At 57.7% G+C, this 25070-nt stretch carries 23 protein-coding genes and 3 tRNA genes; 12 read left to right on the top strand and 14 right to left on the bottom strand.

Annotated elements, in window-relative coordinates; translation table 11 throughout:
• Positions 1-61: 61 nt before the first annotated feature.
• The gene (gene lexA, locus ACR0LF_RS01785; RefSeq protein ID WP_480574074.1) at positions 62-760 is read left to right on the top strand and encodes a transcriptional repressor LexA; all 699 of its coding nucleotides are present in this window, start codon (positions 62-64) and stop codon (positions 758-760) included.
• Here the strand turns inward: lexA and ACR0LF_RS01780 are convergent.
• Positions 754-2802: a ComEC/Rec2 family competence protein gene (locus tag ACR0LF_RS01780; protein WP_480574071.1), complete on the bottom strand. Its 2049-nt coding sequence runs from the start codon at positions 2800-2802 to the stop codon at positions 754-756. The two genes, lexA and ACR0LF_RS01780, sit on opposite strands and share 7 nt — an antisense overlap.
• A 78-nt stretch (positions 2803-2880) precedes the next feature.
• On the opposite strand from ACR0LF_RS01780, the gene gltX reads away from it, so the two are divergent.
• Both gltX and gltA read left to right on the top strand, forming a co-directional pair.
• On the top strand, positions 2881-4281 hold the full coding sequence (gene gltX / locus ACR0LF_RS01775) for a glutamate--tRNA ligase (protein WP_480576151.1): 1401 nt from the start codon (positions 2881-2883) through the stop codon (positions 4279-4281).
• 121 nt (positions 4282-4402) lie between these two features.
• Positions 4403-5698: a citrate synthase gene (gene gltA / locus ACR0LF_RS01770; RefSeq protein WP_480574068.1), complete on the top strand. Its 1296-nt coding sequence runs from the start codon at positions 4403-4405 to the stop codon at positions 5696-5698.
• A gap of 134 nt (positions 5699-5832) precedes the next feature.
• On the opposite strand, the gene ACR0LF_RS01765 is transcribed toward gltA, so the two are convergent.
• Complete coding sequence (locus ACR0LF_RS01765) at positions 5833-6900, bottom strand: PA0069 family radical SAM protein (RefSeq protein ID WP_480574065.1); 1068 nt, start codon at positions 6898-6900, stop codon at positions 5833-5835.
• A 274-nt stretch (positions 6901-7174) separates the two neighbouring features.
• Here ACR0LF_RS01765 and ACR0LF_RS01760 point away from each other — a divergent pair, with 274 nt between their 5' ends.
• From ACR0LF_RS01760 to ACR0LF_RS01750, 3 genes are all read left to right on the top strand, one after another.
• On the top strand, positions 7175-7873 hold the full coding sequence (locus ACR0LF_RS01760) for a corrinoid protein (RefSeq protein ID WP_480574062.1): 699 nt from the start codon (positions 7175-7177) through the stop codon (positions 7871-7873).
• A 145-nt stretch (positions 7874-8018) separates the two neighbouring features.
• Positions 8019-9056 carry a Hint domain-containing protein gene (locus ACR0LF_RS01755; protein ID WP_480574059.1) on the top strand — a complete coding sequence of 346 codons (1038 nt, stop codon included), beginning with the start codon at positions 8019-8021 and terminating at the stop codon, positions 9054-9056.
• Positions 9057-9132: 76 nt separating this feature from the next.
• Positions 9133-9792, top strand: coding sequence for a DUF1638 domain-containing protein (locus tag ACR0LF_RS01750; RefSeq protein WP_480574056.1), 660 nt, complete (start codon positions 9133-9135; stop codon positions 9790-9792).
• A gap of 2 nt (positions 9793-9794) precedes the next feature.
• On the opposite strand, the gene ACR0LF_RS01745 is transcribed toward ACR0LF_RS01750, so the two are convergent.
• Positions 9795-10205, bottom strand: coding sequence for a SufE family protein (locus ACR0LF_RS01745; RefSeq protein ID WP_480574053.1), 411 nt, complete (start codon positions 10203-10205; stop codon positions 9795-9797).
• A 139-nt stretch (positions 10206-10344) separates the two neighbouring features.
• Between ACR0LF_RS01745 and ACR0LF_RS01740 the strand changes: the two genes are divergently transcribed.
• Positions 10345-10875, top strand: a complete 531-nt coding sequence (locus tag ACR0LF_RS01740) for a hypothetical protein (RefSeq protein ID WP_480574050.1) — start codon at positions 10345-10347, stop codon at positions 10873-10875.
• Positions 10876-10881: 6 nt separating this feature from the next.
• Here the strand turns inward: ACR0LF_RS01740 and rnd are convergent, their stop codons facing one another.
• From rnd to purM, 3 genes are all read right to left on the bottom strand, one after another.
• On the bottom strand, positions 10882-12039 hold the full coding sequence (gene rnd / locus ACR0LF_RS01735) for a ribonuclease D (RefSeq protein ID WP_480574047.1): 1158 nt from the start codon (positions 12037-12039) through the stop codon (positions 10882-10884).
• 115 nt (positions 12040-12154) lie between these two features.
• Complete coding sequence (gene purN / locus ACR0LF_RS01730; protein WP_480574045.1) at positions 12155-12751, bottom strand: phosphoribosylglycinamide formyltransferase; 597 nt, start codon at positions 12749-12751, stop codon at positions 12155-12157.
• Positions 12748-13794 carry a phosphoribosylformylglycinamidine cyclo-ligase gene (gene purM, locus ACR0LF_RS01725; protein ID WP_480574042.1) on the bottom strand — a complete coding sequence of 349 codons (1047 nt, stop codon included), beginning with the start codon at positions 13792-13794 and terminating at the stop codon, positions 12748-12750. Before purM ends, purN begins: the two co-directional genes overlap by 4 nt.
• 106 nt (positions 13795-13900) lie before the next feature.
• Here purM and ACR0LF_RS01720 point away from each other — a divergent pair.
• Positions 13901-13977, top strand: a tRNA-Ile gene (locus tag ACR0LF_RS01720).
• Between the two features lie 45 nt (positions 13978-14022).
• Here ACR0LF_RS01720 and ACR0LF_RS01715 read toward each other — a convergent pair.
• Positions 14023-14580 carry a hypothetical protein gene (locus ACR0LF_RS01715; RefSeq protein WP_480574039.1) on the bottom strand — a complete coding sequence of 186 codons (558 nt, stop codon included), beginning with the start codon at positions 14578-14580 and terminating at the stop codon, positions 14023-14025.
• A gap of 95 nt (positions 14581-14675) precedes the next feature.
• Positions 14676-15995 (bottom strand): ATP-binding protein, encoded by a 1320-nt coding sequence (locus ACR0LF_RS01710; RefSeq protein WP_480574036.1) that lies wholly within the window; start codon positions 15993-15995, stop codon positions 14676-14678.
• A gap of 44 nt (positions 15996-16039) precedes the next feature.
• On the opposite strand from ACR0LF_RS01710, the gene ACR0LF_RS01705 reads away from it, so the two are divergent.
• The 3 genes from ACR0LF_RS01705 to ACR0LF_RS01695 all read left to right on the top strand — a co-directional run bounded on the left by ACR0LF_RS01705 (position 16040) and on the right by ACR0LF_RS01695 (position 17309).
• Positions 16040-16954, top strand: a complete 915-nt coding sequence (locus ACR0LF_RS01705) for an MBL fold metallo-hydrolase (protein ID WP_480574033.1) — start codon at positions 16040-16042, stop codon at positions 16952-16954.
• 76 nt (positions 16955-17030) lie between these two features.
• Positions 17031-17105: transfer RNA gene (locus ACR0LF_RS01700), tRNA-Asn, on the top strand.
• 129 nt (positions 17106-17234) lie between these two features.
• A tRNA-Asn gene (locus ACR0LF_RS01695) sits at positions 17235-17309 on the top strand.
• Between the two features lie 21 nt (positions 17310-17330).
• On the opposite strand, the gene ACR0LF_RS01690 is transcribed toward ACR0LF_RS01695, so the two are convergent.
• From ACR0LF_RS01690 to zwf, 4 genes are all read right to left on the bottom strand, one after another.
• Positions 17331-18950, bottom strand: a complete 1620-nt coding sequence (locus ACR0LF_RS01690) for a long-chain-fatty-acid--CoA ligase (RefSeq protein WP_480574030.1) — start codon at positions 18948-18950, stop codon at positions 17331-17333.
• 185 nt (positions 18951-19135) lie between these two features.
• Positions 19136-20740 (bottom strand): glucose-6-phosphate isomerase, encoded by a 1605-nt coding sequence (gene pgi / locus ACR0LF_RS01685; protein ID WP_480574027.1) that lies wholly within the window; start codon positions 20738-20740, stop codon positions 19136-19138.
• 4 nt (positions 20741-20744) lie between these two features.
• Positions 20745-21416: a 6-phosphogluconolactonase gene (gene pgl, locus ACR0LF_RS01680; protein ID WP_480574024.1), complete on the bottom strand. Its 672-nt coding sequence runs from the start codon at positions 21414-21416 to the stop codon at positions 20745-20747.
• The gene (gene zwf, locus ACR0LF_RS01675; protein ID WP_480574021.1) at positions 21413-22867 is read right to left on the bottom strand and encodes a glucose-6-phosphate dehydrogenase; all 1455 of its coding nucleotides are present in this window, start codon (positions 22865-22867) and stop codon (positions 21413-21415) included. The genes pgl and zwf overlap by 4 nt, the downstream gene beginning before the upstream one ends.
• 162 nt (positions 22868-23029) lie before the next feature.
• On the opposite strand from zwf, the gene ACR0LF_RS01670 reads away from it, so the two are divergent.
• On the top strand, positions 23030-23983 hold the full coding sequence (locus tag ACR0LF_RS01670) for a radical SAM protein (protein ID WP_480574018.1): 954 nt from the start codon (positions 23030-23032) through the stop codon (positions 23981-23983).
• Here the strand turns inward: ACR0LF_RS01670 and ACR0LF_RS01665 are convergent.
• Both ACR0LF_RS01665 and ACR0LF_RS01660 read right to left on the bottom strand, forming a co-directional pair.
• Complete coding sequence (locus ACR0LF_RS01665) at positions 23980-24642, bottom strand: lipid-binding SYLF domain-containing protein (protein ID WP_480574015.1); 663 nt, start codon at positions 24640-24642, stop codon at positions 23980-23982. The two genes, ACR0LF_RS01670 and ACR0LF_RS01665, sit on opposite strands and share 4 nt — an antisense overlap.
• Positions 24643-24742: 100 nt before the next feature.
• Positions 24743-25012, bottom strand: a complete 270-nt coding sequence (locus tag ACR0LF_RS01660) for an usg protein (RefSeq protein ID WP_480574012.1) — start codon at positions 25010-25012, stop codon at positions 24743-24745.
• Positions 25013-25070: the final 58 nt, after the last annotated feature.

Genomic DNA, 25070 nt, shown 5'->3' with positions numbered 1-25070 from the left:
TGACACAAAACGTGAACATGCGTAGAACAAAAGAAAACGCATGAGCGACGAGGTGTGAGCGATGCTGACCAAGAAGCAATTGGATTTGCTGGAATTCATCCACAAACGCGTGCAGGCGGACGGTGTTCCGCCCAGTTTCGACGAAATGAAAGCTGCGCTTGATCTGCGGTCGAAATCCGGTATCCACCGGCTGATCACTGCGCTGGAAGAACGCGGCTTTATCCGTCGCCTTGCGCATCGTGCCCGTGCCATTGAAATTGTCAAACTGCCCGAAAGCCTCGGTGGCGAACCGACCGCTGGATTTACGCCCCGTGTGATCGAAGGTGACAAGCCCGAAGGCCGCCGCCCGGCGAATGTGGAACCCGTTTCGGTGGACGCGTTGGAACTACCGGTTATGGGCCGGATTGCAGCTGGCGTTCCCATTGAAGCGATCAGCCATGTCTCGCATCACGTCGCCGTCCCTGGCCCCATGGTTTCGGGGCAGGGCCAGCACTATGCGTTGGAAGTACGCGGCGACTCGATGATCGACGCTGGCATCAATGACGGTGATGTTGTTGTCATCCGGGAAACTTCGACCGCGGATAACGGCGACATCATTGTCGCGTTGGTCGAGGATCAGGAAGCGACGCTGAAACGGTATTTCCGCCGTGGCAATGCCATCGCGCTTGAAGCCGCAAACCCGGCATATGAAACGCGAGTCCTGCCTGAAGAAAAGGTCAAGGTTCAGGGCCGCCTTGTCGGTTTGATCCGGACTTATTGATCCTGTTTTGAACGGCGGTCCCCGGCAGGTTTCGGGGACCAGAGCCGATGACCTGTCAAATCCGCGCTTGATGTCAGTTTTCCGTCCGAGACCGACAGGCTACCGGTTTCGTACATTTTTTTCGGGTCAAATACCCCACATGATCCTTTCAGAGTCAGCGCAACTGCCGAGATAATGATCTGGTTGTCCCGACACTCATCAAACGATCTTGCCGCGCGCTTTCCGGTGATATGGACGATCTCATTGTCCTTCATTGGATATCGCTGAACAAAACCGCTGTCCGGCCATCTGAGCGCCGCCTCGGCTTGATCTGCACCATCACCGTCATTCTCCAGCCAGACACTGGCGACAAACCCGCTGCCCTTACTTTTGCTAAGGGCCCGGCCCTGTTCTGTCATGACGCCTACCAGACCGCCATTCTCAGCAATCAGGACGTCCGGTCTTTGACCCATGCTCCACAGCAGAAAGGCCAACACAGCGGGTCCGACACCGATCCAACGCATGCTGCCTTGCCACAAGGCCAGCCACAATGCGCCTAACGCGATCAGCGGCAGCACGAACCAAGGCGGGCTGACCACAAATCCCTGCGCACCGTCCAATTGCGACACCCAATTGGATACCGTCAGAATCCAGTGCAACGCCCAGCCCATAACGGTCAGGGGAATCGCCTCCAATCCGATTGGGGCAAGAAGTGCCGCGACAACTGCCGACGGCACCACAAAAAGTCCCATGACAGGCACGGATAACAGGTTCGCCAACAGCCCATAATGAGACATCGTGTTGAAATGCGCGGCACCTATCGGAGCAGTAGCAAGACCGGCAATCGCCGACGACATCAACACCCCGGCAACCGGTTTCAACCAGTTCGGACCGGGCAAAGGGCCCAAGTCTCTCAGCGCGCCGAAAACGGCGACCAATGCTGTGGTTGCAGCAAAGGACATTTGAAATCCCGGGCTTAACAGAGACTCGGGGCGCAGAACCAAAACGATTATTGCCGCGACCGCGACCGCGCGCAGAGAGATGGCCCGCCGGTCGATCAACAACGCACCCAGCATGACACTTACCATGACAAAGGCGCGCTCGGTGGCGACATTGCCACCGGACAGCATCAGGTAGATGGTCGCGGCGCAAAGTGCGCACACGGCTGCCACTTTCCGAACCGGCAACCGAAGCGCGACAGGAGGGCACAGCGACAGCCCCATGCGGCAGGTCACGAACACGAACCCGGTCAGGAGCCCCATGTGGAGCCCGGAAATGGCCAACAGATGCGCAAGATTCGAAGCGCGTAAGGATGAAAGCGCCTGCTGCCCCATTCCACTACGATCCCCGGTGGTGACAGCGGCCGCGAATCCACCAATCTCGCCGGGCAAGACTTCTTTCACGCGCTGCGAGATGGCCATCCGAACTGCGGTGATCCGAACGCCCTCTACGCCCTCCGATGCGGGTGCGATGGTCAGAACCGGAACGCGGGTGTACCCAACCGCGCCCAGACGTTGAAACCAGGCATGACGGCGGAAATCGAACCCGCCGGGTTCCACCGGACCTTGCGGTGGCGAGAGATGCCCGGTGGTCATAATGCGCTGCCCCGGAGCAATTGGACCCATTGGAACGTGAACGGAAAGACGGATGCGTCGCGGCCTGCGCTCCTGAGGTACGTCCCCTACGCGCACCTGATCGAGCGTCAACCGCAACGCATCCGAGGCGGACCGATCCATGGCGACGACCCTCCCCTCGATGGGGCCATAATATCGCCATGACAGAACCGGTTCCGCCATCATATGGGCGCGAGCACCAGCCAGACAGAAACCAGCCGCAATCAACGCCCCCCCTATCGCCAACGTGCCCATCCCCGGTGGCAGCCAGCGGCGCAGGGCGATCAATGCCACGCACAGAAAGATCAGACCTGCATAAACCGGCAAATCCGGCTCAACCCGGAGGCCGAAATAGAGGCCAATCCCCGTTGCCAGCAGGACCGGCGACCACGGGAACAGGTACCCTGTCTGGTGCAGCAGCGCGGCCTCGACCCGTGCAAGAACACGCATGGTTGCCCCCGTCCTTCGGGCTCGTTAGACAGGCGTCAAGCTATGCCAGATACGGTTACCAAAAGGTTAATCCCCACCATGTCCGAACAGGTCGTCACTCGTTTTGCCCCCTCTCCCACCGGTTTTCTGCATATCGGTGGCGCGCGTACCGCGCTGTTTAATTGGCTTTATGCACGCGGCCGTGGCGGCAAGTTTCTTCTGCGGATCGAAGACACTGACCGCGAACGCTCGACCCCCGAGGCAACCGCGGCAATCTTGCAGGGCATGGCATGGCTGGGTCTGGATCACGACGGCGATGTGATCAGCCAGTTCGAAGGCGCTGCACGCCACGCCGAGGTCGCACATCAGTTGCTGGCCGAGGGCAAGGCATACAAGTGTTTCTCGACTCAGGATCAAATCGCCGCCTTCCGCGAACAGGCCCGGGCCGAGGGGAAGTCGACCCTGTTCCGCAGCCCCTGGCGCGATGCAGATCCTGCAACACATCCCGACGCGCCCTTCGTCATCCGCATCAAGGCCCCGCAGGACGGCGCGACGGTGATCCGCGATCAGGTTCAGGGTGACGTGACGATCCGCAATGATCAGTTGGACGATATGGTCCTGCTGCGCTCGGACGGTACACCGGTCTACATGCTGGCGGTGGTGGTCGATGATCACGACATGGGCGTCACCCACGTTATTCGCGGCGATGATCACCTGAACAACGCGGCGCGCCAGATGATGATCTACGAGGCGATGGGCTGGGACGTTCCGGTCTGGGCACATATCCCTTTGATCCATGGGCCTGACGGGAAAAAACTGTCCAAACGCCACGGCGCACTAGGTGCGCAAGAATATCAGGCCATGGGGTATCCTGCTGCCGGGATGCGAAATTACCTCGCCCGACTCGGCTGGAGCCACGGTGACGATGAATTTTTCACCGATGCTCAGGCAAAAGAATGGTTCGATCTTGTGGGCATTGGCAAAAGTCCGGCACGGTTCGATCTGAAAAAGCTTGAGAACCTCTGCGGGCAACACATCGCCGTTGCAGAAGATGCTGCGCTGCGGCAAGAAATCGAAGCCTATCTGGCGGCTGCCAATCTGCCGGCCCTGACGGATACACAATCCAGTGATCTGGAACGTGCGATGTATTGCCTCAAGGATCGGGCGCGAACTTTCCCGGAACTGCTTGAAAAAGCACACTTTGCCCTGACAGAACGGCCGATTGTTCCTGACGAGAAAGCTGCAAAAGCACTGGCATCTGTATCCGATGGTATACTGACGGAATTGACGCCGCAGCTGCAAAATGCTAGCTGGTCCCGAAACGAGCTGGAGGAAACCCTGAATTCCTTTGCCGAGTCAAAGGAACTCAAGTTCGGTAAGCTGGCGGGCCCGCTACGGGCCGTTCTGGCGGGTCGGGCTGTCACTCCTTCGGTTTTTGACATGATGCTGGTGCTGGGGCGGGATGAAACCCTGGCGCGGCTTTCTGAGGCAGTGAAATAACCCAATCTTCATATTCGGGTAACGCTGCTCCACTAACACCCGGGCTGCGCGTACGCGCGCAGTCATTGCCCGTATCGCCGGAGGCCGCTCTGGTGTGCGCATGAATGAAGAAGGGACAACCATGACTGATAGCAACAAAACAGCCACTCTGACCGTTCACGGCAAAGAGTATGAGTTGCCTGTTCATTCCCCGACCGCTGGTCCGGATGTCATCGATATTCGCAAGCTCTACGGTGAAGCCGGTGTTTTCACCTACGACCCTGGCTTCACGTCGACTGCCAGCTGCGACAGCACCATCACCTATATCGACGGCGAAAAGGGTGAGTTGCTGCACCGGGGCTATCCGATCGACCAACTGGCCGAGAAATCGCACTTCCTCGAAGTCTGCTATCTGCTGCTGTACGGAGAGCTGCCGGCGGCGAAGGATCTGGAGAAGTTCGAAACCACGATCACCCGCCACACCATGATGCACGAGCAGATGCAGTATTTCTATCGCGGTTTCCGCCGCGACGCGCATCCTATGGCCATCATGGTCGGCGTCGTTGGTGCGATGTCAGCCTTTTATCACGACTCGACCGACGTCACGGATCCGCATCAACGTGAGGTTGCCTCGCACCGTCTGATCGCCAAGATGCCGACAATTGCGGCCTGGGCCTACAAATACCACATCGGGCAGCCCTTCGTGTATCCACGCAACGATCTGGACTATGCGTCGAATTTCCTGCGCATGTGTTTCGCCGTTCCTGCCGAGGATTATGAGGTCAACCCGATCCTCAGCCGCGCAATGGACCGGATTTTGACCCTGCACGCGGATCACGAACAGAACGCTTCGACCTCGACCGTGCGTCTGGCGTCGTCTTCGGGTGCAAACCCGTTCGCCTGCATCGCCGCCGGTGTTGCCTGCCTGTGGGGGCCTGCCCATGGCGGCGCCAACCAGGCATGTCTGGAAATGCTGGAAGAGATCGGCACCGTTGATCGCATTCCCGAGTACATCGCCCGCGCCAAGGACAAGGACGACCCGTTCCGCCTGATGGGCTTTGGCCACCGCGTTTACAAGAACTTTGACCCGCGCGCCAAAGTGATGAAACAGTCGGCGGACGAAGTTCTTGACCTGTTGGGAATTGAGGACAACCCCAAGCTTCAGGTCGCCAAAGAGCTAGAAAAAGAAGCGCTGGAAGATCCGTACTTCGCCGAGAAGAAACTGTTCCCCAATGTCGACTTCTATTCGGGCATCATTCTCGAAGCGATGGGCTTCCCGACTTCGATGTTCACGCCGATCTTCGCCCTGTCCCGCACGGTTGGCTGGGTTAGCCAGTGGAAAGAGATGATCGCAGATCCGCAGAACAAGATTGGCCGTCCGCGTCAGTTGTATCTGGGCGAAACGCTGCGCGATTACGTGGATATCGAAAACCGTTAATCCGCTCAGAAAAGCAGAATTCAAAAAAGCCCCGGCTCAACCGGGGCTTTTATTTTTGATCCTGCGCGAGCGATTTTCAAAGAATACATGTTTTCAACGCCATACCGGATAACTTAACGCCAGGTTTGCTCGCCCTAGAACAGGCTCATCTGATCCCCCGGTTGCGACGGAACCGCAAACAGATCACAGCGCAACGGGGCAGATTTTACCGAAAGCCCCAAACGTTTGCAGGTTTTCGAAAACCTCTGAGCAATAAGCCCGGCATACTCACCCTCACCCCGCATTCGATGCCCCCAACGGGGATCATAATCCCGCCCCCCGTGCATTTCCCGCAACTTTGACATGACCTTTTCCGCGCGCACAGGTTCATGATCTGCCAGCCAATCCTGCCACAGTCGAGACACCTCGCGCGGTAAGCGCAACATGATCCAACTCGCGGCATCTGCGCCGGCCTCTTTCCCGGCTTCCAGCAGATTTTCCAATTCATGATCCGTCAGCCCCGGCACAATAGGCGACGTCATCACACGGACCGGAACGCCAGCGTCAGTCAACGCCCTGATCGTGCGTAACCGACGCAGCGGTGTCGGTGCGCGCGGCTCCATCCGCCGGGACAAGACCGCATCCAGAGTTGTCAGAGAAATGCCGACCCGTACCAATCCTTGACCGGCCATATCGGCCAGAATGTCCAAGTCCCGCTCGATCAGTGCGCCCTTTGTGACAATCGCGACCGGATGGTTGAACTCGCGCAAGACCTCAAGGCATGATCTTGTAATCACGTGAGTTTTTTCGATTGGCTGGTAGGGGTCCGTGTTTGTACCGATGGCCATCGTTGCCACCTTGTAAGACTTTGCGGACAGCTCCTTGCGCAGGACATGACTCATGTTGGGCCGCGCGATCAGGCGGGTCTCGAAATCCAACCCTGCCGACAATCCGAGATACGCGTGGCTGGGCCGCGCAAAGCAATAGGCGCACCCATGTTCACATCCCCGATACGGGTTGATCGAACGGTCGAAAGGCAAATCCGGAGAACGGTTGTAGGTTATCGCGCTGCGCGCCACCTCCTCGCGTGTCTCGGTGCGCAGGGGCGGCAAATCTTCCTCGATCCCCCAGCCGTCATCGTCGGCCACGGTGGCCAAACGCTCGAATCTACCGGATTCGTTTGTCGCCGCTCCTCTTGCTTTGATGGTCCGCGCGATGTTCATTTCAATAATTTGTTCCCGTTTTGTTCCTGCTCAACATAAACCTGCTTAGCGATTGGTGCAAGTCGGCTCCAAAAACACTAATGGATTTAAAACAGTTGAAGAGATTGCAGGATGATCATGCAGACTTTTCTCTCGAGCCGCCTCATTTTTTGCCATATACGTCGGTCCCGAAACGACCGACGTCGCAATCGTCACAGTCAGGATGCGACGTTTTGGCCAAAACGGAAAAAATGCCACCACGGGCCGATAGCCCGCCCAGCACAGGGAACACCCCATGTCCGACGAAGAAGATATCGTCCTGTCCGAACTGAATGACGACGAACTGGTCGAGCAGATGTTCGACGATCTTTATGACGGCCTGAAAGAAGAGATCGAAGAAGGCACCAACATTCTGCTGGAACGCGGTTGGACGCCTTATGACATCCTGACCAAAGCTCTGGTTGGCGGTATGACCGTCGTTGGCCACGACTTCCGCGACGGTATCCTGTTCGTACCCGAAGTTCTTCTGGCTGCGAACGCCATGAAGGGCGGCATGTCCATCCTGAAGCCCCTGCTGGCCGAAACCGGTGCACCGCGCGTTGGCAAGATGGTCATCGGCACCGTGAAGGGCGACATCCACGACATCGGCAAAAACCTTGTGTCGATGATGATGGAAGGCGCGGGCTTCGAAGTTGTCGATCTGGGCATCAACAACCCGGTCGAAAACTATCTGGAAGCGCTGGAAACCGAGCAGCCCGACATTCTGGGCATGTCCGCCCTGCTGACAACCACCATGCCCTACATGAAAGTGGTCATCGACACCATGGTCGAGCAAGGCGTGCGCGACGACTACATCGTACTGGTCGGCGGCGCACCGCTGAACGAAGAGTTCGGCAAGGCGATCGGCGCAGACGCATATTGTCGCGACGCCGCTGTTGCGGTCGAAACCGCCAAGGATTTCGTGGGCCGCAAGCACAACCAGCTGGCTGGTTGAGCCCCTCAAAAATCATGTTCAAAGGCCGTCCGGTTTGGGCGGCCTTTTTTGTTGCGCAACCGGTACGTTACCAGACGGTCCGGATTAGCCATTTCTAAACGAAGGCTCGGCTAAAAGAACGAGGCACCCCTAGCCCGGAGGCCTCATGCCGCGAACCTTTACAGTCATTTCGCTTGGCAAACTCGCCGATATCGACAGCTTTGAAGGCAACAACAGGGCCGAAAACGCCTCGGCGCTGGTAGGAAAGACCTTTGGCGGGCCCGGCGATCCCCTGGCCCACAACAGTGCGACTTGGAGTGCGGTTGGCAACCCGGGCCATGTTTTCAACATGAACAATATGTCCGCCGATGATCGGTTTTCAATCGACGATGGGTCGCCGCAGACATTCGACGGCACTTCGATTTACAATGCCTCAATCACCTATTTCGATGGCTCGAAGGCAAATATTACCGCTGTCGTGGCGCAGGATGTGGATGGCAACACCTACCTGATGCCGGAATTTTCGGACAATTCCGATCAGGCGGCGCTGGAATCAGGGCCCATCCGATCAATCACCTTCAACAGTCTTCGCGGCAACAGATACTCGGGCCTGACAGCTAGGCGTGAGGATTGGGATCTGGTCCCCTGCTTCACCCCCGGCACGTTGATCTGCACCGAAAGAGGAGAGCGTCCGATTGAAACCTTATGTGTCGGGGATGGAATCGAAACCCTTGACCGCGGCCTGCAAACCCTGCGCTGGATCGGGCGGCGAACTGTCAAAGCAACAGGGCTGAATACACCCGTCCTTTTCAAATCTGGCGCCGTTGGAAACAGGCGCGATCTACTCGTGTCACAACAGCATAGAATGCTGATCCGGGATTGGCGCGTAGAGCTACACACGGGCCTTGCCGAGGCTCTGGCCCCTGCCAAACACCTCGTGAACGGGCGCGACATCGTACTGCGCCCCGGAGGATGGGTGACCTACATCCATCTGTTGTTCGACCAGCATGAGCTGCTCTGGTCCGAAGGCTGCATAAGCGAGAGCTTTCATCCCGGTGCGCAAATCTGGAACAGTTTGGAGAATGCTGCACGGCAAGAGATCCTGATGCTGTTCCCGGAGCTGTCGCAAAAGGGCATAAGCGCCTATGGCCCCCCTGCCCGGCCTCTGTTGGCTGCGTTCGAAACACATGCGTCGGCGGCCTGACATCAGATGTCGGAACAAGGCTTGCCCGACGGCCCTAATCATCCTCCTATATAGATAGCCAAGAGGATGCCAAACCATGCCGAACGAAACCCTGCCAGATGATGCAAGCCTGACGACTCAGGGCTACAACGGTATGGACAAGGGAAATATCCTGCTGATCGCCTGTGGCGCTCTGGCGCGGGAAATCCTGGAAATCAAAACGCGCAACGGCTGGGATCACATGGCGCTGACCTGCCTGCCGGCAATCCTGCACGTGCACCCGGAACGGATCACTCAGGCCGTGGAAGACGCTGTGGCCAAACATCAAGGCAAGTTCGACAAAATCTATGTAGTTTACGCCGATTGCGGAACTGGTGGACTGTTGCAGCAAGCCTGCGAAAAACTTGGGGTCGAAATGGTCAAGGGCCCGCATTGTTATTCGTTCTTCGAAGGGAACGAGGCCTTTGAGAAGCGCGGAGAAGATGAAACAACAGCCTTCTATCTTACGGACTTTCTGGCCCGGCAGTTCGACGCCTTCGTCTGGAAGCCACTTGGATTGGATCGCCACCCGGAACTGCGCGACATGTATTTCGGTAATTACACCAAACTGATCTATCAGGCCCAGATCGACAGCCCGGAACTGACGGAACGGGCACGCGAATGTGCAGACCGCATGGGCTTGGAGTTCGAACGTCGGTTCACTGGCTACGGCGATCTGGAAAGCACGATGACAGATTGGGCAAACCGCCCGACCTGAAATCAGGCGTTTTCCTGTGCAACCTGCCGGATGCGCTCGATCATGGAGCGCAGACCATTTGAACGCTGCGCAGACAGGTGGTCGTTCAGGCCAAGGCGCGCCAGTTCGGCCCCGGCATCGACTTTGGGAACGTCGGCCACCGGCAATCCGTTATACAAGGATCGTAGAACTGCGATCAGTCCGCGCACGATCAAGGCATCGCTGTCGCCGTCGAACTTGAAAACACCGGACTCGATCATCGGATGCAGCCAAACCTGGCTGGCACACCCGTGCACTTTGGTCGCCGGAACCTTGAACGCATCGTCCAGAGGCTCCATTGCCTTGCCTTGGTCGATAACATGGCGATACCGGTCTTCCCAATCCTCGAGAAACTCGAAATCCTCGACAATTTCTTCAAAGGCAGGTGTGGCCATGGCTTGGTGATCCTTCCGTTGCAATCACAATTGTGAACTATGCCGACGACCACCCGCTGTCCAGCCCTCGCTGTGGCTTTTCAACGCGAGGAAATTGCGCTAACCCATTGCCTGAATTCGTGTGAAAATCTGTGGGTCCATGCAAAAATCTCTGTCCGTTCTTATCATCGCCGCGTTGACCCTGTCTGCCTGCAACAGTTGGCGCGATTCTCGGGTTAACCCTTCAAACTGGTTTGGCTCCAGCAGATCTGTCGAAGCCGAAACACCTCCGGACCCGAACGCCGCCGACGCGCTGGTTCCGAAACAAGGGGGAGGCACTGGCCTTTTCTCACGCCCCGATGCTGAGGACACCAGTATTCAGATTGGACGAATTGACGAATTGCGCATTGATCCGACTCCCACCGGCGCGATTATTTATGCGTCTGGCACTGCCGTGCGTCAGGGAGCTTATAACGCGCGGCTTGTTTCTATTCCATCGGAAGAGAACGCGAAGAACGGGACGTTGGAGTTCGAATTCCGCGTAAACTATCCTAACTCTGAGACACCGCAAGGTTCGGAACGTACGCGGATGGTTTCGGACGCCATCAATGTATCCAGACAGGATCTGGAAGGTATTCGTCTGGTTCGGGTTGTCGGACAGCAAAACGCGCTGGAATCGCGGCGCCGCTAAGCGCAATTAGAGCGCAACGACCTTAACCGCCTGCCCTTTGGCCGCCAAAGCGATTTTCCCCTCGCACAGCTTCAGGGCATCTTCGCCAAAAACCTCAAACCGCCATCCCGACATGGCAGGCAGTTCCCGCTCACCAGCAGCTATCTGATCCAGTTCCGAGCTTGTGGCGATCAGTTTGGCCGCCACGCCCGAGCTTTCGGTTTTGGATTTCAGCAACACCCGCAGCAGGTCCGCCAGCGCTGGATTGACCTTGAGCTTGTCGCGGGAGTTATCGACCTTTGGCAGCTTGTCCGCCGGGCAATTCACCCCACGTTTGACGGCCGCCAGAATACCTTCGGCAATTGCGCCTTTGCGAGCCTCGCGCAGCAACAGGCGCGATCCACCCAAGTCAGAGGGCGTTTTTGGCTTGGTCGACGCGAGTTCGATCAAGGCATCATCCTTGAAAACCCGGTTCCGCGGTACATTGTTTTCCTGGGCATAGGCTTCGCGAAACTGCGCCAATTCCCGCACGACGGCTAGAAATTTGGCCGAGTTCGTGCGCGTCTTGACCCGTTTCCACGCCTCTTCGGGGCGGATGTCGTACGTCGCAGGCTGCGTCAGAGTACGAAGCTCCTCCGCCACCCAATGGCTGCGCATCGTCTTCTCAAGCTCAGCGGCGAGGTAATCATAGATCTTTCGCAGATGCGTCACGTCGGCCAGTGCATAGGTTTTCTGCGCGTCGGTCAGTGGACGCCGTGACCAGTCAGTAAACCGCGAGGTCTTATCAACCCCCTGCTTACAAATTTTCCGCACCAGAGTTTCATAACCCACCTGTTCGCCAAACCCGCAGACCATCGCGGCAACCTGCGTATCGAACAGAGGGTTGGGAAACACGCCCGCCTCGACCCAGAAAATCTCAAGGTCCTGACGGGCGGCGTGGAACACCTTAACCACATCTTCGTTCCGGAACAGATCGTAGAGCGGCTCAAGCGACAGGTCATCCGCAAGCGGATCGACCAGAACAGCGCTGTCTTCATCCTCGGACGGGACCGCCAGTTGCACAAGGCAAAGTTTAGAATAATACGTCCGCTCGCGCAGGAATTCGGTGTCGACTGTGATGTAAGGATAGCCTGCAGCGGCCTTGCAGAAATCGGCCAGCTCTTGCGTCGTCGTCAGGGTTTTCATGCGCCGTACTAGTATCGCTCTTTGTTTTGTGACTGCCCGTTATTGTTTTCTGTCCCGAGCGTTACCGACGACCATAGGCCGAATTTCAGGCGGGTGTAAATCACCCTGAGTTGGTTCAGGGCAACAGGACGGGTGACCTGTTGCCTTCTGCAAAGCGCCGCAACACTTCGGGGTAGAGTTTATGTTCCCACACCAACACCCGCGCGGCCAGCGTATCGGGGGTATCGCCCGACTCGACAGGCACCCGCGCCTGCCCCAAAATCGGGCCATCATCCAGCGCTGCGGTGACTTCATGAACCGAGCAGCCGTGTTCACCGTCCCCGGCCTCAATAGCGCGAGCATGGGTGTGTAACCCTTTGTATTTCGGCAGCAAAGAGGGATGAATGTTCAACATTCGACCCTGAAACCGCGACACGAAATCGCCTGTCAAAACCCGCATGAACCCCGCTAGGCAGACAATGTCTGGCTTTGCCTCTTGCAGTGGTTTCAAAAGCTCGGCCTCGAACGCGGCGCGGTCCCCTTTAAACGGGCGGTGATCGACCACTGCGGTCGGAATGCCACGGTCCGAAGCTTTTTTCAGCCCGCCCGCCTGCGCATCGTTTGAAAGCACCAAACAGGGCCGCGCCGGGTGTTCGCCGGTCATGCTATCGACCAGTGACACCATGTTCGACCCGCCCCCGGAAATCAGGATCGCGACGCGCTTGTGGTTCACAGCAATTTGCCCGAATAGGCAACGCCGGGCGTTTCGGTCACGGTGCCGATCCGCGCCACGGTTTCACCGGCTTCCGTCAACAGGGCCGACAGGTCATCCGCCTTGTCGGCTGCACAGACAACGATCAGGCCGATGCCGCAGTTGAAGGTCTTGAGCATTTCGGCTTCGACGATACCACCGGTTTCCGCCATCCAGCTGAAGACGGGTGGCAGTTGCCAGCTGTCCAGATCGATCTCGGCCCCCAGCCCCTCGGGCAACACACGCGGCAGGTTTTCGGTCAGCCCGCCCCCCGTGATATGGGCCAGCGCATGAACACCGCCCGCGCGGATCGCGGCCAGAGCCGGTTTGACATAGAGGCGCGTGGGCGTCAGCAGCGCCTCACCCAAAGAGCCTTCACCGAAGGGCGACGAAGCATCCCAGCCCAGACCCGACAGCTCGACCAGTTTACGCACCAGCGAATACCCGTTGGAATGCACCCCGTTCGAGGCCAGCCCCAGCAACACATCACCGGACTGCACGCCCGCAGGCAGATCCGCACCGCGCTCCATCGCACCGACTGAGAATCCGGCCAGATCGAAATCGCCATCGGGATACATGCCTGGCATCTCGGCGGTCTCGCCGCCGATCAACGCACAGCCGGATTGCGCACAACCTTCGGCAATCCCTTCGATGATCCGTGCTGCGGTGTCAGTGTCCAGCTTGCCGGTCGCGAAATAGTCCAGGAAGAACAGCGGCTCGGCCCCCTGACAGATCAGATCGTTGACGCACATGGCCACCAGATCGATGCCGACCCCGTCCACAACACCAGTGTCAATCGCGATCCGCAACTTGGTGCCAACACCGTCTGTTGCCCCTACCAGAATCGGGTCCTGATACCCGGCAGCTTTCAGATCGAAAAGGGCGCCAAATCCGCCCAGCCCGCTCATCACGCCAGCGCGATTGGTCCGCTTGGCGGCGGGCTTGATCCGATCGACCAGAGCATTGCCTGCGTCAATATCCACGCCCGCATCGGCATAGGTGATTCCGTTCTTACCCGCTGTCATGGTCGGTCCCTCATGAATGCTTTGGGGCGGGTTAGTCGATTGTGCAACATGTTGCAACGGTCAGGCTTGACGCGGGCGTTCACCGTGATAGGCAAGACGCCAAGGCGGGCCTGTAGCTCAATTGGTTAGAGCAGAGCGCTCATAACGCTTTGGTTGCGGGTTCAAGTCCTGCCGGGCCTACCATTTCGCCGAAACGCCTGTGTCAGTTTATGAAGTGTTCGCACAGAGTCACTCGCTCGATTCTTCGTTTCCAAAATACGCATTGAACTCTTCCTGAGTCACTTCCCACTCATAGTGATAGCCATCGCGCCCACCAAAACTGTAATTCTCGTGACTTCCTGAAAGCGCCGGGTCCTGGTGCACCGTCGCCAGATAAGTTTCGAAATCCGCGGGATCGACCCAAAACGCGGCGCCCATGATCATCATGTAATAATCATAGGCATAAGGTTCATCGAACTTGCCAAAGTCATTCTGGAGATAGTCCAGCATTTCAGCGCAGAATATCGCCATATTGGCGCGCACCTGAACCGGCAGCGGCGCCAGATCTTCGTCGCCATTAATTACTTCGCGCTGCGACGCATACCACAGCTCAGACGCCAGTGACTCGACCAGATCGGACCGCAACCACTTCAGGCAGGTATCGCCTGCACCAATGAAGCCCGATAGGCGTTCAACCCGTCTTTCTTCCGTTTCGTCATACCACTGCCAGAGCGGCAAAATTGCAGCAATTGTCGCGCAGCCCACGAACCCTTTTTCAGCCAGTTTCACAAATCCTGCGATAACCATCTCTCAGCCCCCAATAAGCAAAAAAATATTGGGACAGGATGCCATGACTGAACAAATTAACAAAATTGCATTCAATGTACGGGCATAACGGGAGGTTACCGACCGATGACAATATCCGCGCACAGACCGCCCAAACGCTCGCTTTTCGCCAGACGCAAAGTGCCGCCATGGGCGCGGGCTATATCGGCTACAATCGCAAGACCCAACCCCACGCCGCTGCCCTGATTCTGATTGCGCGCGGGGTCGAGTCGGGTGAAAGGCCTCACCGCTTCGGTGCGCTGTTCTGCCGGAATACCGGGACCGTCATCCTCGACACGGATGCGCATTGATTTGGCGTTCAGAAACAGGCTGACCTCAGCCCGGTTACCATAGCGCACCGCGTTACCGATCAGGTTTTCGACTGCCCGGCGAATGGCCGTCGGGCGCAGCATGGCGGTTCCCTCCCCCTCGGTCCCGATCAGTTCCGCGTGAAGCCCGGCCCGTTTTGCATCGTCCACAATCTGGCGGAGAAACTCATCCGGTCGGACTTCTTCCGGGGCCCCCTCGGCAACCCCGCGCGAGAAATCCAGAAACGCATCCAGCAGAGACTGCATTTCGTTCACATCCTGCTGCAACGGCGCGGCCTCGTCTTCGGGCAACATCGACAGACCCAGTTTCAGACGCGTCAACGGGGTGCGCAGATCATGGCTAACCCCGGACAGCATCAATGTTCGTTGCTCCATCTGACGTTCGATTCGGGCCCGCATGTCCAGAAACGCGTTGCCTGCCGCGCGAACTTCGATGGCCCCGCCGGGAGCATAGGGAACACTTCGCCCCCGCCCAAACGCCTGCGCCGCATCTGCCAGACGCGTAATGGGTCGTATTTGGTTGCGCATGTACAGAAACGAGATCGTTGTCATGATGACGGCGAAGAACACCATTGTAACGATCAACTGATGCGGTGCCGCCGGTGACAACCTGCGCCGGTCAAAAGTCAGTTGCAGCAGGCCCAGATGGGTCTTCAGATAAACCCGCGCCTCTTTACTGCTGGGCAACGCAACAGCAACAAGATCGGGCAACCTTGCGCGCAGTTCTGATTCGACCTGAGGTGCGATGAAGTCATACCATCGCCGCGCGCCGATCATCGGCTCTTCGTTGGTGTCGAGAAATCTGGCATTCATTTCAAGCGCCTGTAGATCCGGGCGAACTGCGGCCAACGCCTGTTGCTGTGTTTCGGCACCTTCCATCATAGTGGTGATCAGCGTCACCTCGCGTGACGCGGCGCGGGTCATCTGGCCGGTAACATCCTCAAGATGTTTTTGCAGAAAGGCGATTCCCACGACCAACAGCAACACAATCACCGGCAGGACCAGGATCAGCGCGGCCCGGGCGTACAGGCTTCGGGGCATATAGGGTTTGAGCCAATGTGCGGACATGCGCTAAACCTAGCGGGCTGCCCGGACAAGAGGAAGAGCACAGAATGCAGGCACCTGACGATTTCGACCCACCTGCCGGAGTGGCGGAGGACCTGCAACCCGGTTTGCGGCGCATTCTCGCGCCGAATCCCTCGCCCATGACCTATCGCGGCACCAACACCTATCTGCTGGGTGATCGCGATATCGCGGTCATTGATCCGGGTCCCTCCAGCGAGGCGCATCTGAACGCAATTCTCGATTCGTTGCGCCCGGGGCAGCGGATCAGTCATATCATCGTCACGCATACACATCTGGATCATTCGCCTCTGGCGGCACCTCTGGCCGCTCGCACAGGGGCAGCGATCTATGCCTTTGGCGGACCTGAAGCGGGACGCAGCGCCGTCATGACCGATCTAGCAGCGCAGGGGCTGGCCGGTGGCGGCGAAGGCATCGACACCGCCTTTCGGCCCGATGTCGAAGTGGCGGACGGAGAGGTCATCTCGGGTGACGGATGGCAGCTTGAGGTCATTCACACCCCGGGCCATCTGGGCAATCAAATTGCCCTGGCCTGGCAGGACGTCTGTTTTACAGCGGATCACGTCATGGGATGGGCCAGCTCATTGGTGTCTCCGCCGGATGGCGATCTGACCGACTTCATGGCCGCCTGCCACCGGTTGCGGGCGCGTGACTGGTCGGTTTTTCATGCGGGCCACGGCGCACCTATACACACCCCTGCCCAGCGTTTGGACTGGTTGGTACAACATCGCCAAACCCGCGAGACACAGATTCTGTCTGCATTGGAAGATGCGAACGGGACAGCGAGACAACTGGCCGAACGCATTTACATCGAAACACCTGCCGCCTTGTTGCGTGCAGCCGAACGAAACGTTTTCGCACACCTTGTTGATCTGACAGGGAAAAACATGGTGTCTCCAGTTGGATCGCTATCGGCATCGTCCGTTTTTCGCAGGCTCAGTTAAACCGACAAAAATTTTTGACGGTTCTCGCGCTTACCCTCTGGACGCCGGAAATCCGGGTTGCTATACGCCCCTCAGTTCCGGCGTAGCTCAGCGGTAGAGCAGTTGACTGTTAATCAATTGGTCGTAGGTTCGATCCCTACCGCCGGAGCCAAATCTCTCAATTCAAGCATTCGTTTTCGACGGTCAAAGATCGCTTCGAATTCTGAGGAAATTTTTCGCTCAAAAAACTCATGCACCCTCTGGACGTTGGTAAACCGGATTGCTATACGGCGCGAACCGTTCCGGCGTAGCTCAGCGGTAGAGCAGTTGACTGTTAATCAATTGGTCGTAGGTTCGATCCCTACCGCCGGAGCCATTCTTCCTTGATACCGCGATCTTAGCTCGACAAAGCCCCCTCGAAATCCGCCCGCAGATTGCGTTTCAGAACCTTGCCGGTTGCATTCAGCGGCAACGCTTCAACAAAGACAACCTTGTCTGGAATCTGCCATTTGGCGATTTTTCCATCGAAGAAGCCCAGCAGTTCCTCTTCGCTTGGGTCTTCACCGTCGGCCTTCACCGCGACCAGTAAGGGCCGTTCGTCCCATTTCGGATGCGGCACACCGACCACCGCCGCCGTTGCAAGCTTGGGGTGCGCTACGGCTATATTCTCAAGCTCGACCGAACTGATCCATTCGCCGCCGGATTTGATAATGTCCTTGGACCTGTCGCGTATGGTCATGTACCCATCCGCATCCAAAGTGGCGACATCGCCGGTCGCGAACCAGCCGTCCTGCAACAGGTCCTGATCCTGCAACATAAAATAGCTGTCCAGCACCCAATGCCCGCGCACCATCAGATCGCCCTGCGTTTCACCGTCATGAGGCAGGTCTTTGCCATCGTCATCGACGATTTTCAGTTCGACACCAAACGGCGGTCTCCCCTGGCTCAGACGGATCATGTGTTGTTCTTCCGCAGGCAGCTTAAGATGTTTGGCCAGCGGGTAATTTGTCGTGCCCAGCGGGCTCATCTCGCTCATTCCCCACGCGTGTACCGTGTCCACGCCATAGGTTTCGCGGAAGGTTTCGATCATCGATGGCGGACAGGCCGCGCCGCCGATCACAGTCCGGTCGAGGCTTTTCAACTCGGTCCCGCACTTGGCAGCATGGGCCAACAACCCTTGCCAGATGGTCGGCACGCCCATGGCCAAAGTCACGCCATAGGTGTCGATCAGGTTCACCAGCGCTTCACCGTGCAAGTCCGGCCCCGGCAATACAAGCCGCGATCCGGACATGGCGCAGGCATAAGGCGAACCCCATGCGTTGACGTGGAACATCGGCACAACAGGCATCACGACGTCCATCGCGGAATACCCGATTACGTCCTTCGTGTTCGATGCAAAGCTGTGCAACAGAGTCGATCTGTGTGAATACAGCACACCTTTCGGGTTACCCGTCGTCCCCGAGGTGTAACACAAGCCGCACGCAGTGTTTTCATCCAAGTCGGGCCACGCGAAACCCGCATCTCCGGTTTCGATCAGATCGTCATAGAATTTCAGATCGGGAATCTGGGCTGCTGCCTCATCATTGCGTGGTCCCATCAGGACAAAATGCCGAACCTCGGTCAAAGCGCCACGCAGGGCTGCGACCAGCGGAAGGAAGGTCGCATCAAAGAACAGCACCCGGTCCTGCGCGTGGTTGATAATATAGGTCAATTGCTCAGGGAACAGGCGGGGATTGACCGTGTGACAGACATAGCCCGCGCCCGAAGTGGCATAATAAATCTCCAGATGCCGCCGGTTGTTCCAGGCCAGTGTTCCGACCCTGTCCTGCGGCTCCAACCCCAGTTTCGTCAGCGCCGATGCCAGTCGCCGCGCATTCTGCGCAATCCCCGACCAATTGGTTTCGGTCACCGTTCCGTCGGTTTCCACCGAGACAATCCCGGTTTCACCATGGTAGCGCTCTGCGTGATCGATCAGCGACGAAATCAGCAGGGGCTGCGTCATCATCTGTCCCAGCATGGACATCCTCCCGTCGTTGGCGAGGCCTTAGATGACCCCTGCCTTATCCACCTGACATTAACAGCTAGGGGTAAGCCCCAATGCGTCAATCCAGTCGTTTCCTAGGATGGAACCCTGCCAATCATTTAATTGTCTGACAATAAAAGAATGCAGTCCGCCAGTGTGGCAGACCGCGTTTTCAGGCGTTAATCCCGATGTTTCAGAGCGTAGGCGACCAATGCTGCGGTCGATCCATCCTTGCCATCGGCGCTTTGGGCACCATCCACGATCGGCCCAAGCGAGTTGGCCAGTTCCTTGCCTAACTCCACGCCCCATTGGTCAAAGGAGTTGATGCCCAACAGTACGCCCTCGACAAACACACGGTGCTCATAGAGGGCGATAATCTGCCCCAGCACAAACGGAGTGAGTTTCGGATAGATCAGTGTTGTGGAAGGACGGTTGCCCGGGAACACCCGGTGTCGGGCCTGTCGGTCCAATTCTTCGCCCTGCAGCCCCTTTTCAACCATCCGCTGCCGTGCTTCGTCCAAAGAACGGCCACGCATCAGCGCCTCGGACTGCGCCAGGCAATTGGCCAAAAGCAGGCGGTGGTGATGGGTCAGCTCGGGTTCATGCCCTTCGGCTGCAACCATGAACTCACAGGGGATGACATCTGTGCCTTGATGGATCAGTTGATAAAACGCGTGCTGGCCATTAGTTCCCGGCTCACCCCAGACCACAGGCCCTGAAGGCACGGTCAAGGATGATCCATCCATCGCCACGGATTTGCCGTTCGATTCCATTTCCAACTGTTGGAAATAGGCAGGCAGACGTAACAGTCGCTGATCGTAGGGCAGAACCGCGCGGCTGGTGTGACCCAGAACCTGACGATGCCAGATACCGACCAGCGCCAGCATCACAGGCATGTTTTCAACCCAATCCGCCGAGCGGAAATGCAGATCCATCGCCTGCCCGCCGCGTAGAAACGCATCGAACGCATTCGAGCCGACGGCAATCATGACCGGCAGGCCGACCGGGCCCCAAACCGAATAGCGCCCGCCAACCCAATCGGCAAAACCAAACACGTGCGCCTCTGGGATGCCAAACGCCTGCGTCTTGTCCAAGGCGCTGGATACGGCGGCAAACTGGCGGGACGGATCCCCTCCGCCCTCGGTCATCCAGGCGCGGGCGGTGCGCGCATTGGTCATTGTTTCAATGGTTGTGAAGGTTTTCGAGGCAACAATCACCAGTGTCCGCGTCGGGTCCAACTGGCGCAACGTATCCGCGATATGCGCGCCGTCCACGTTCGAGACATAGTGAACCCGCGGGCCATCGTGATACGGCACCAGCGCATGCGTGGCCATCACCGGACCAAGGTCAGACCCGCCGATGCCGATATTGACCACATCGGTAAAGCTGCCCCCTGCCCCTGCAATGGCTCCGCCGCGCACTTCCTCGGCAAACACGCGCATCCGTTGCAGCGTGTCCAGAACTTCGGGCATGACGTCCTGACCGTCCACTTCGACCGGCCCGCCATCAAGGTTGCGAAGGGCCGTGTGAAGCACCGCGCGCCCTTCGGTCTCGTTGATCTTGTTCCCGGCAAACATGGCATCTCGCCGCGCCGCCAGATTGGCATCTTCGCACAGCTGGGTCAGCGCCTTGCGTACCGATTCATCGATCTGCGTTTTCGAATAATCGAACAGCAAATCCCCGGTTGAGGCGGAATAAGCCCCGGCCCGGGTTGCATCCTCGGCAAACAGATCAAGGATACGACGGTCAGCGGCAGCCAGCGTTTTCAAAGCATCCAGTTGCATTGCCTCACTCCGCCCAATGGACTGTCATGCCGCTAAGAACGGCGGCGATCGGGGCTTCTTCCGGTGGCAAGGACATGGCCTTTTCCAAAACGTCGCGCTTGGCCTGCCCGTAGATAATCAGGTGTTTCGACAACGCCCCATCCAACACTGGCGCCGTCATCGAAATACGCGCCTCGGGTTGCACATCGGTTCGAGCAACGGTCAAGGTCGGCGCATGACTGCTCAACGCTTCTTCCAGCCCATCCATTCCAGGGAACAAAGAGGCCGTATGCATGTCTTCGCCCATCCCAAGAACTAGAACGGACAAAGGCAACACAGGCGCGATCAGCGCCTCGACTTCCGGCAAGGCCGCTTCAGGCTCTGCACCCGGAACAAAAAGCGGAATATACTGCGCCACGGACGCCCGGTTGGTCAGCAGTCTCTCGCGGATCAGACGTTCGTTCGAGCGCTCGTGATCGGCGGGCACACACCGTTCATCCGTTGGCAGCACCCGCACGCGATCCCATTCAAGATCAGCCGCGCACAGGCTGTCGAACACCGGTCCTGGAGTTGTCCCACCGGGAACGGCCAGCGCAACGGTGTCGTGATGCAGCAATGCGGCCTCAAGCTCACCCGCCAGCGCGTTTGCCACGTCGATGGCCAGCATTTCCCGATCAGCATATTCCTGAATATTCATGGCTTGATTCCTTGCCAGTGGCGACCGTCACGTTTCATCAGCAGCTCGGCGTCGCCCGGCCCTGTGCTGCCGCTGTCATAAGGTTTCGGAACGTCCCCGCGCGCCAGCCATCCGTCGGTGATCGGATCGGTCCAGGCCCAGGCGGCTTCGACCTCGTCCCCACGCATGAACAGCGTCTGATTGCCCCGGATCACATCCATCACCAGGCGCTCATAAGCGTCGGGCGGGTCCTGGTTTTCGGGCCCCAGCGCTTCGGCAAAGCTCATATCCAGCGGCACGTCGATCAGGCGCATGCCGCCTTGCCCGGGTTCTTTGATCGTCACCTTGAGGGTGATCCCTTCATTCGGCTGCAACCGGATCGACAAGACATTGGCGTGACGCCCGGCATCTGCACCGAAAATCGAATGCGGCGCGTCCTTGAACACAACGTTGATCACCGACGAACGCGCCACCAGCCGTTTGCCCGTGCGCAGATAAAACGGTGTACCCGCCCACCGCCAATTGCTGATATGGGCCTTGAGCGCCACATAACTCTCGGTGGTCGAGCGTGGGTTGCCAACACAGTCGCGGTATCCCGGCCCGTCCGGTCCTGCCGCAAACTGGCCCCGCACGATGTGATGCGGTTCAACGGGATCAAGCGCCCGGATCACCTTGAGCTTTTCGTCCCGCACCGCGTCAGGATCGAACTTTGCAGGAGGTTCCATCGCAATCAGGCACAGCAACTGCATCAGGTGGTTCTGCACCATGTCCCGCATCGCGCCCGCGCGTTCGTAGTATTCTTCGCGCCCGTCAATACCCACGGATTCCGCAACTGTAATCTGGATATGGTCGACATACTGGCTGTTCCAAAGCGGCTCGAACAGCATATTGCCAAACCGAACGGCCATCAGGTTCTGGACAGTTTCCTTACCCAGATAGTGGTCGATCCGGTAAATCTGACTTTCATCGAAATGCGCAGCCAACGTGGCATTCAGCAGATGCGCGCTTGCCAGATCATGCCCGAATGGCTTTTCGATCACGATACGGGTGTCTTCTGTCGCCAGATCATACGCCCGGACCCTCTCGGCCAGAGGTCCGAACAAGCGGGGTCCGACCGAGAAATAGAACGCGCGAACGCGATTGTCAGACAGCTTTTTACCCAGCGACTCCCAGCCTTCGGACGTCAACGCATCCAGCGGGACATAGTCGACCCGCTCCAGAAATTGGGCCAATGCCTGCGATTCCCCGGTCGGTGCCAAGGCGTGTCTGCGCAATGACTCTGCGACCATCTGGCGAAAATCTTCAGCGGAATGGTCGCCACGCGCGGCAGCAATGATTCTGGCATCCTCATGCCATTGCCCGGCGCAGAAACGGCGGTAGAGCGCAGGCAGGATCTTGCGCTGCGCCAGATCGCCGGTGCCGCCGAAAATGATCAGATCAAAGGGATCAACAGGTATGACGCGTGAAACCATAAGTTGTCCTTACCCCGCCCCTTCCGGCATGTCCAATGTTAGCGCAATCAAGGTCAAAAAAACACACCGATCAAAACTCTGTCAGAACCGCTGCGTCACCCTTATCGAATCCGCATCAAAGGGTTAGATCACTTTGATGATCTCAAGGAACCGGATGCGGGAATGAAAGACAATGCCCCTCAGCTTGCCAATATCGGCAAGTTTCAAAACAAATCCGTGACAGCCGACGGCCAAACTCGCGCGACGGTTTCCCTGACACAACCTGATACCCTTTGGTTCAACACCGGTACGCTGTGCAACATCGAATGCGTGAACTGTTACATCGCCAGCAGCCCGACCAATGACGCTTTGGTCTACATCACCGCTGACGAGGTGCGCGATTACCTAGATCAGATCGAAGCCCGCAATTGGCCGGTGCACGAGATCGGGTTTACCGGCGGCGAGCCGTTCATGAACCCCGAAATGATCGCAATGACCCGCGCTGCGCTGGAACGTGGATATAAAGTTCTGATCCTGACCAACGCGATGGCCCCGATGATGCGACGAAAAATGCGCGAGGGGTTGCTGGAGCTGCAAAAAGACTACAACGACAAGCTGACTCTGCGCATTTCTGTCGATCACTACCGGCCTGAACTTCACGACGAAGAACGCGGAAAAGGCAGCTTTGACAAAACCGTCACTGGCATGGCGTGGTTGCGCGACCACGGTTTCCAAATGGCCATCGCGGGGCGCACTGTCTGGGGTGATACAGATGCAGAAAGCCGTGCGGGGTATGCCGGTTTCTTTGCCGAACACAGCTTTGTTATTGACCCGCAGAATCCGGCTCAGACAGTATTGTTCCCTGAAATGGACGAAACGGTCGAAGTGCCAGAAATCACAACGGCTTGCTGGGGTATTCTTGACAAATCACCCGACGCAGTCATGTGCGCCAGCGCCCGAATGGTGGTAAAGCGCAAAGGTGCCGAAAAGCCAGCCGTGCTGGCATGCACCCTACTGCCCTACGAGCCCGAGTTCGAGATGGGCCAGACCCTGGCTGAGGCCGAAGCCGACGTTCACCTGAACCACCCCCATTGCGCCAAGTTCTGCGTCCTGGGCGGAGCCAGTTGTTCGGGCTAGTTCAATTCGGGCGATTTCCAGAATTTTGTGCCAGAGGCGCCAGCCGATACACGCCACCCCTTCTTGTTGAGAACAAAGAACGAGCGTCCGTCAGTAAAGCGCAGGGTTTCACCCGTTTTGTCCTCGCCATACATGGCCCCGGTTTCTGCAGTTGCGTCGTAGCCTTGGGTAATGAACTTATCGAAATCTTCTGGCGTTTCGAACAGTATCACGAACTTGGTTTCAAACCCCCCAATACCGATGGCACCGCCGACACCGCCAGTCCCCATGTTCATATACGTGTGCTGCCCGGTGTCCTTCGACACCGCCACACCCCTGCCATAGCCCGCCGAAACAGGAAATACGGTAACCTTGCGAGAATCGAACACCGCGTACCCGGCACTGATGTCATAAAGTGACTGCGCATCTGGGTTTTCTGCCAGAAGCTGATCCAGAATCTCACCCGCCATAGCGTCAAGCTTCGCACGCGTTTCTTCAGGTGTTGCCTCGTTAGACAGCAATTCCGAGGTGGAATTGATAGTGTCATCGACCGCCGCTGCACCTTTGTCGATGGTATTCCCAACGCTCTCAGCGCCTTTCTTGATCTTGTCCAGAACGCCTTCTGCAAAAACAGGGCTGCTCAGGCAAAGCGCTGCAGCAAGGAACAAAGCTCGGGTCATAGTCAGTTTCCGTTTGGCACCAGCAGATTGGGTGCGACTGTACCCGACTTGCCTCAAATAAGAATGGTTTTTTGATGCTTGCGCAGACTTAATCGACCGCTCAATTCACGCGAAACTCGCCAACCATATTGCGCCACTCACCCGGCGCGATCATTTTGCGGTGTGTGAACTTGACGGAATGCAGTGGGCCTTCGATTTCCCGCTGCCAAAAGTCGATGAATTCGAACAGTTTGGGATGATCCGGCGCAAGGTCGTATTCCTGCCAGATGAACGTGTTCAAGACGTGGATGTAATCGGGCATGTGATAGAAAAATTCCGCCGTCGTCAGCCCGTAGCCCTTTAGCATCAATTCGGTTTCACTTGGCTTCATGCAGATCTCCGGTTTGTTGCAAGGTCTCTTCAGGCTAGCACGAAAACCTCCTAATACT

This window comes from Ruegeria sp. E8, from assembly GCF_056533985.1.
Note: the sequence above shows the minus strand (reverse complement) of the source record. Positions and strands in the feature narration are given on the sequence as shown.

What these genes read in the sequence shown, in the direction of transcription:
- ACR0LF_RS01755 (WP_480574059.1), top strand. Translation starts at nt 8,019, where the DNA reads ATGCCGCGAACCTTTACAGTCATTTCGCTTGGCAAACTCGCCGATATC.
- ACR0LF_RS01715 (WP_480574039.1), bottom strand. Translation starts at nt 14,580, where the DNA reads ATGGTTATCGCAGGATTTGTGAAACTGGCTGAAAAAGGGTTCGTGGGC.
- ACR0LF_RS01760 (WP_480574062.1), top strand. Translation starts at nt 7,175, where the DNA reads ATGTCCGACGAAGAAGATATCGTCCTGTCCGAACTGAATGACGACGAA.
- ACR0LF_RS01705 (WP_480574033.1), top strand. Translation starts at nt 16,040, where the DNA reads ATGCAGGCACCTGACGATTTCGACCCACCTGCCGGAGTGGCGGAGGAC.
- purM (WP_480574042.1), bottom strand. Translation starts at nt 13,794, where the DNA reads ATGACAGCGGGTAAGAACGGAATCACCTATGCCGATGCGGGCGTGGAT.
- ACR0LF_RS01670 (WP_480574018.1), top strand. Translation starts at nt 23,030, where the DNA reads ATGAAAGACAATGCCCCTCAGCTTGCCAATATCGGCAAGTTTCAAAAC.
- zwf (WP_480574021.1), bottom strand. Translation starts at nt 22,867, where the DNA reads ATGGTTTCACGCGTCATACCTGTTGATCCCTTTGATCTGATCATTTTC.
- rnd (WP_480574047.1), bottom strand. Translation starts at nt 12,039, where the DNA reads ATGAAAACCCTGACGACGACGCAAGAGCTGGCCGATTTCTGCAAGGCC.
- ACR0LF_RS01780 (WP_480574071.1), bottom strand. Translation starts at nt 2,802, where the DNA reads ATGCGTGTTCTTGCACGGGTCGAGGCCGCGCTGCTGCACCAGACAGGG.
- ACR0LF_RS01710 (WP_480574036.1), bottom strand. Translation starts at nt 15,995, where the DNA reads ATGTCCGCACATTGGCTCAAACCCTATATGCCCCGAAGCCTGTACGCC.
- pgi (WP_480574027.1), bottom strand. Translation starts at nt 20,740, where the DNA reads ATGCAACTGGATGCTTTGAAAACGCTGGCTGCCGCTGACCGTCGTATC.
- gltA (WP_480574068.1), top strand. Translation starts at nt 4,403, where the DNA reads ATGACTGATAGCAACAAAACAGCCACTCTGACCGTTCACGGCAAAGAG.
- ACR0LF_RS01765 (WP_480574065.1), bottom strand. Translation starts at nt 6,900, where the DNA reads ATGAACATCGCGCGGACCATCAAAGCAAGAGGAGCGGCGACAAACGAA.
- ACR0LF_RS01690 (WP_480574030.1), bottom strand. Translation starts at nt 18,950, where the DNA reads ATGCTGGGACAGATGATGACGCAGCCCCTGCTGATTTCGTCGCTGATC.
- ACR0LF_RS01660 (WP_480574012.1), bottom strand. Translation starts at nt 25,012, where the DNA reads ATGAAGCCAAGTGAAACCGAATTGATGCTAAAGGGCTACGGGCTGACG.
- pgl (WP_480574024.1), bottom strand. Translation starts at nt 21,416, where the DNA reads ATGAATATTCAGGAATATGCTGATCGGGAAATGCTGGCCATCGACGTG.
- ACR0LF_RS01745 (WP_480574053.1), bottom strand. Translation starts at nt 10,205, where the DNA reads ATGGCCACACCTGCCTTTGAAGAAATTGTCGAGGATTTCGAGTTTCTC.
- gltX (WP_480576151.1), top strand. Translation starts at nt 2,881, where the DNA reads ATGTCCGAACAGGTCGTCACTCGTTTTGCCCCCTCTCCCACCGGTTTT.
- ACR0LF_RS01665 (WP_480574015.1), bottom strand. Translation starts at nt 24,642, where the DNA reads ATGACCCGAGCTTTGTTCCTTGCTGCAGCGCTTTGCCTGAGCAGCCCT.
- ACR0LF_RS01750 (WP_480574056.1), top strand. Translation starts at nt 9,133, where the DNA reads ATGCCGAACGAAACCCTGCCAGATGATGCAAGCCTGACGACTCAGGGC.
- ACR0LF_RS01740 (WP_480574050.1), top strand. Translation starts at nt 10,345, where the DNA reads ATGCAAAAATCTCTGTCCGTTCTTATCATCGCCGCGTTGACCCTGTCT.
- lexA (WP_480574074.1), top strand. Translation starts at nt 62, where the DNA reads ATGCTGACCAAGAAGCAATTGGATTTGCTGGAATTCATCCACAAACGC.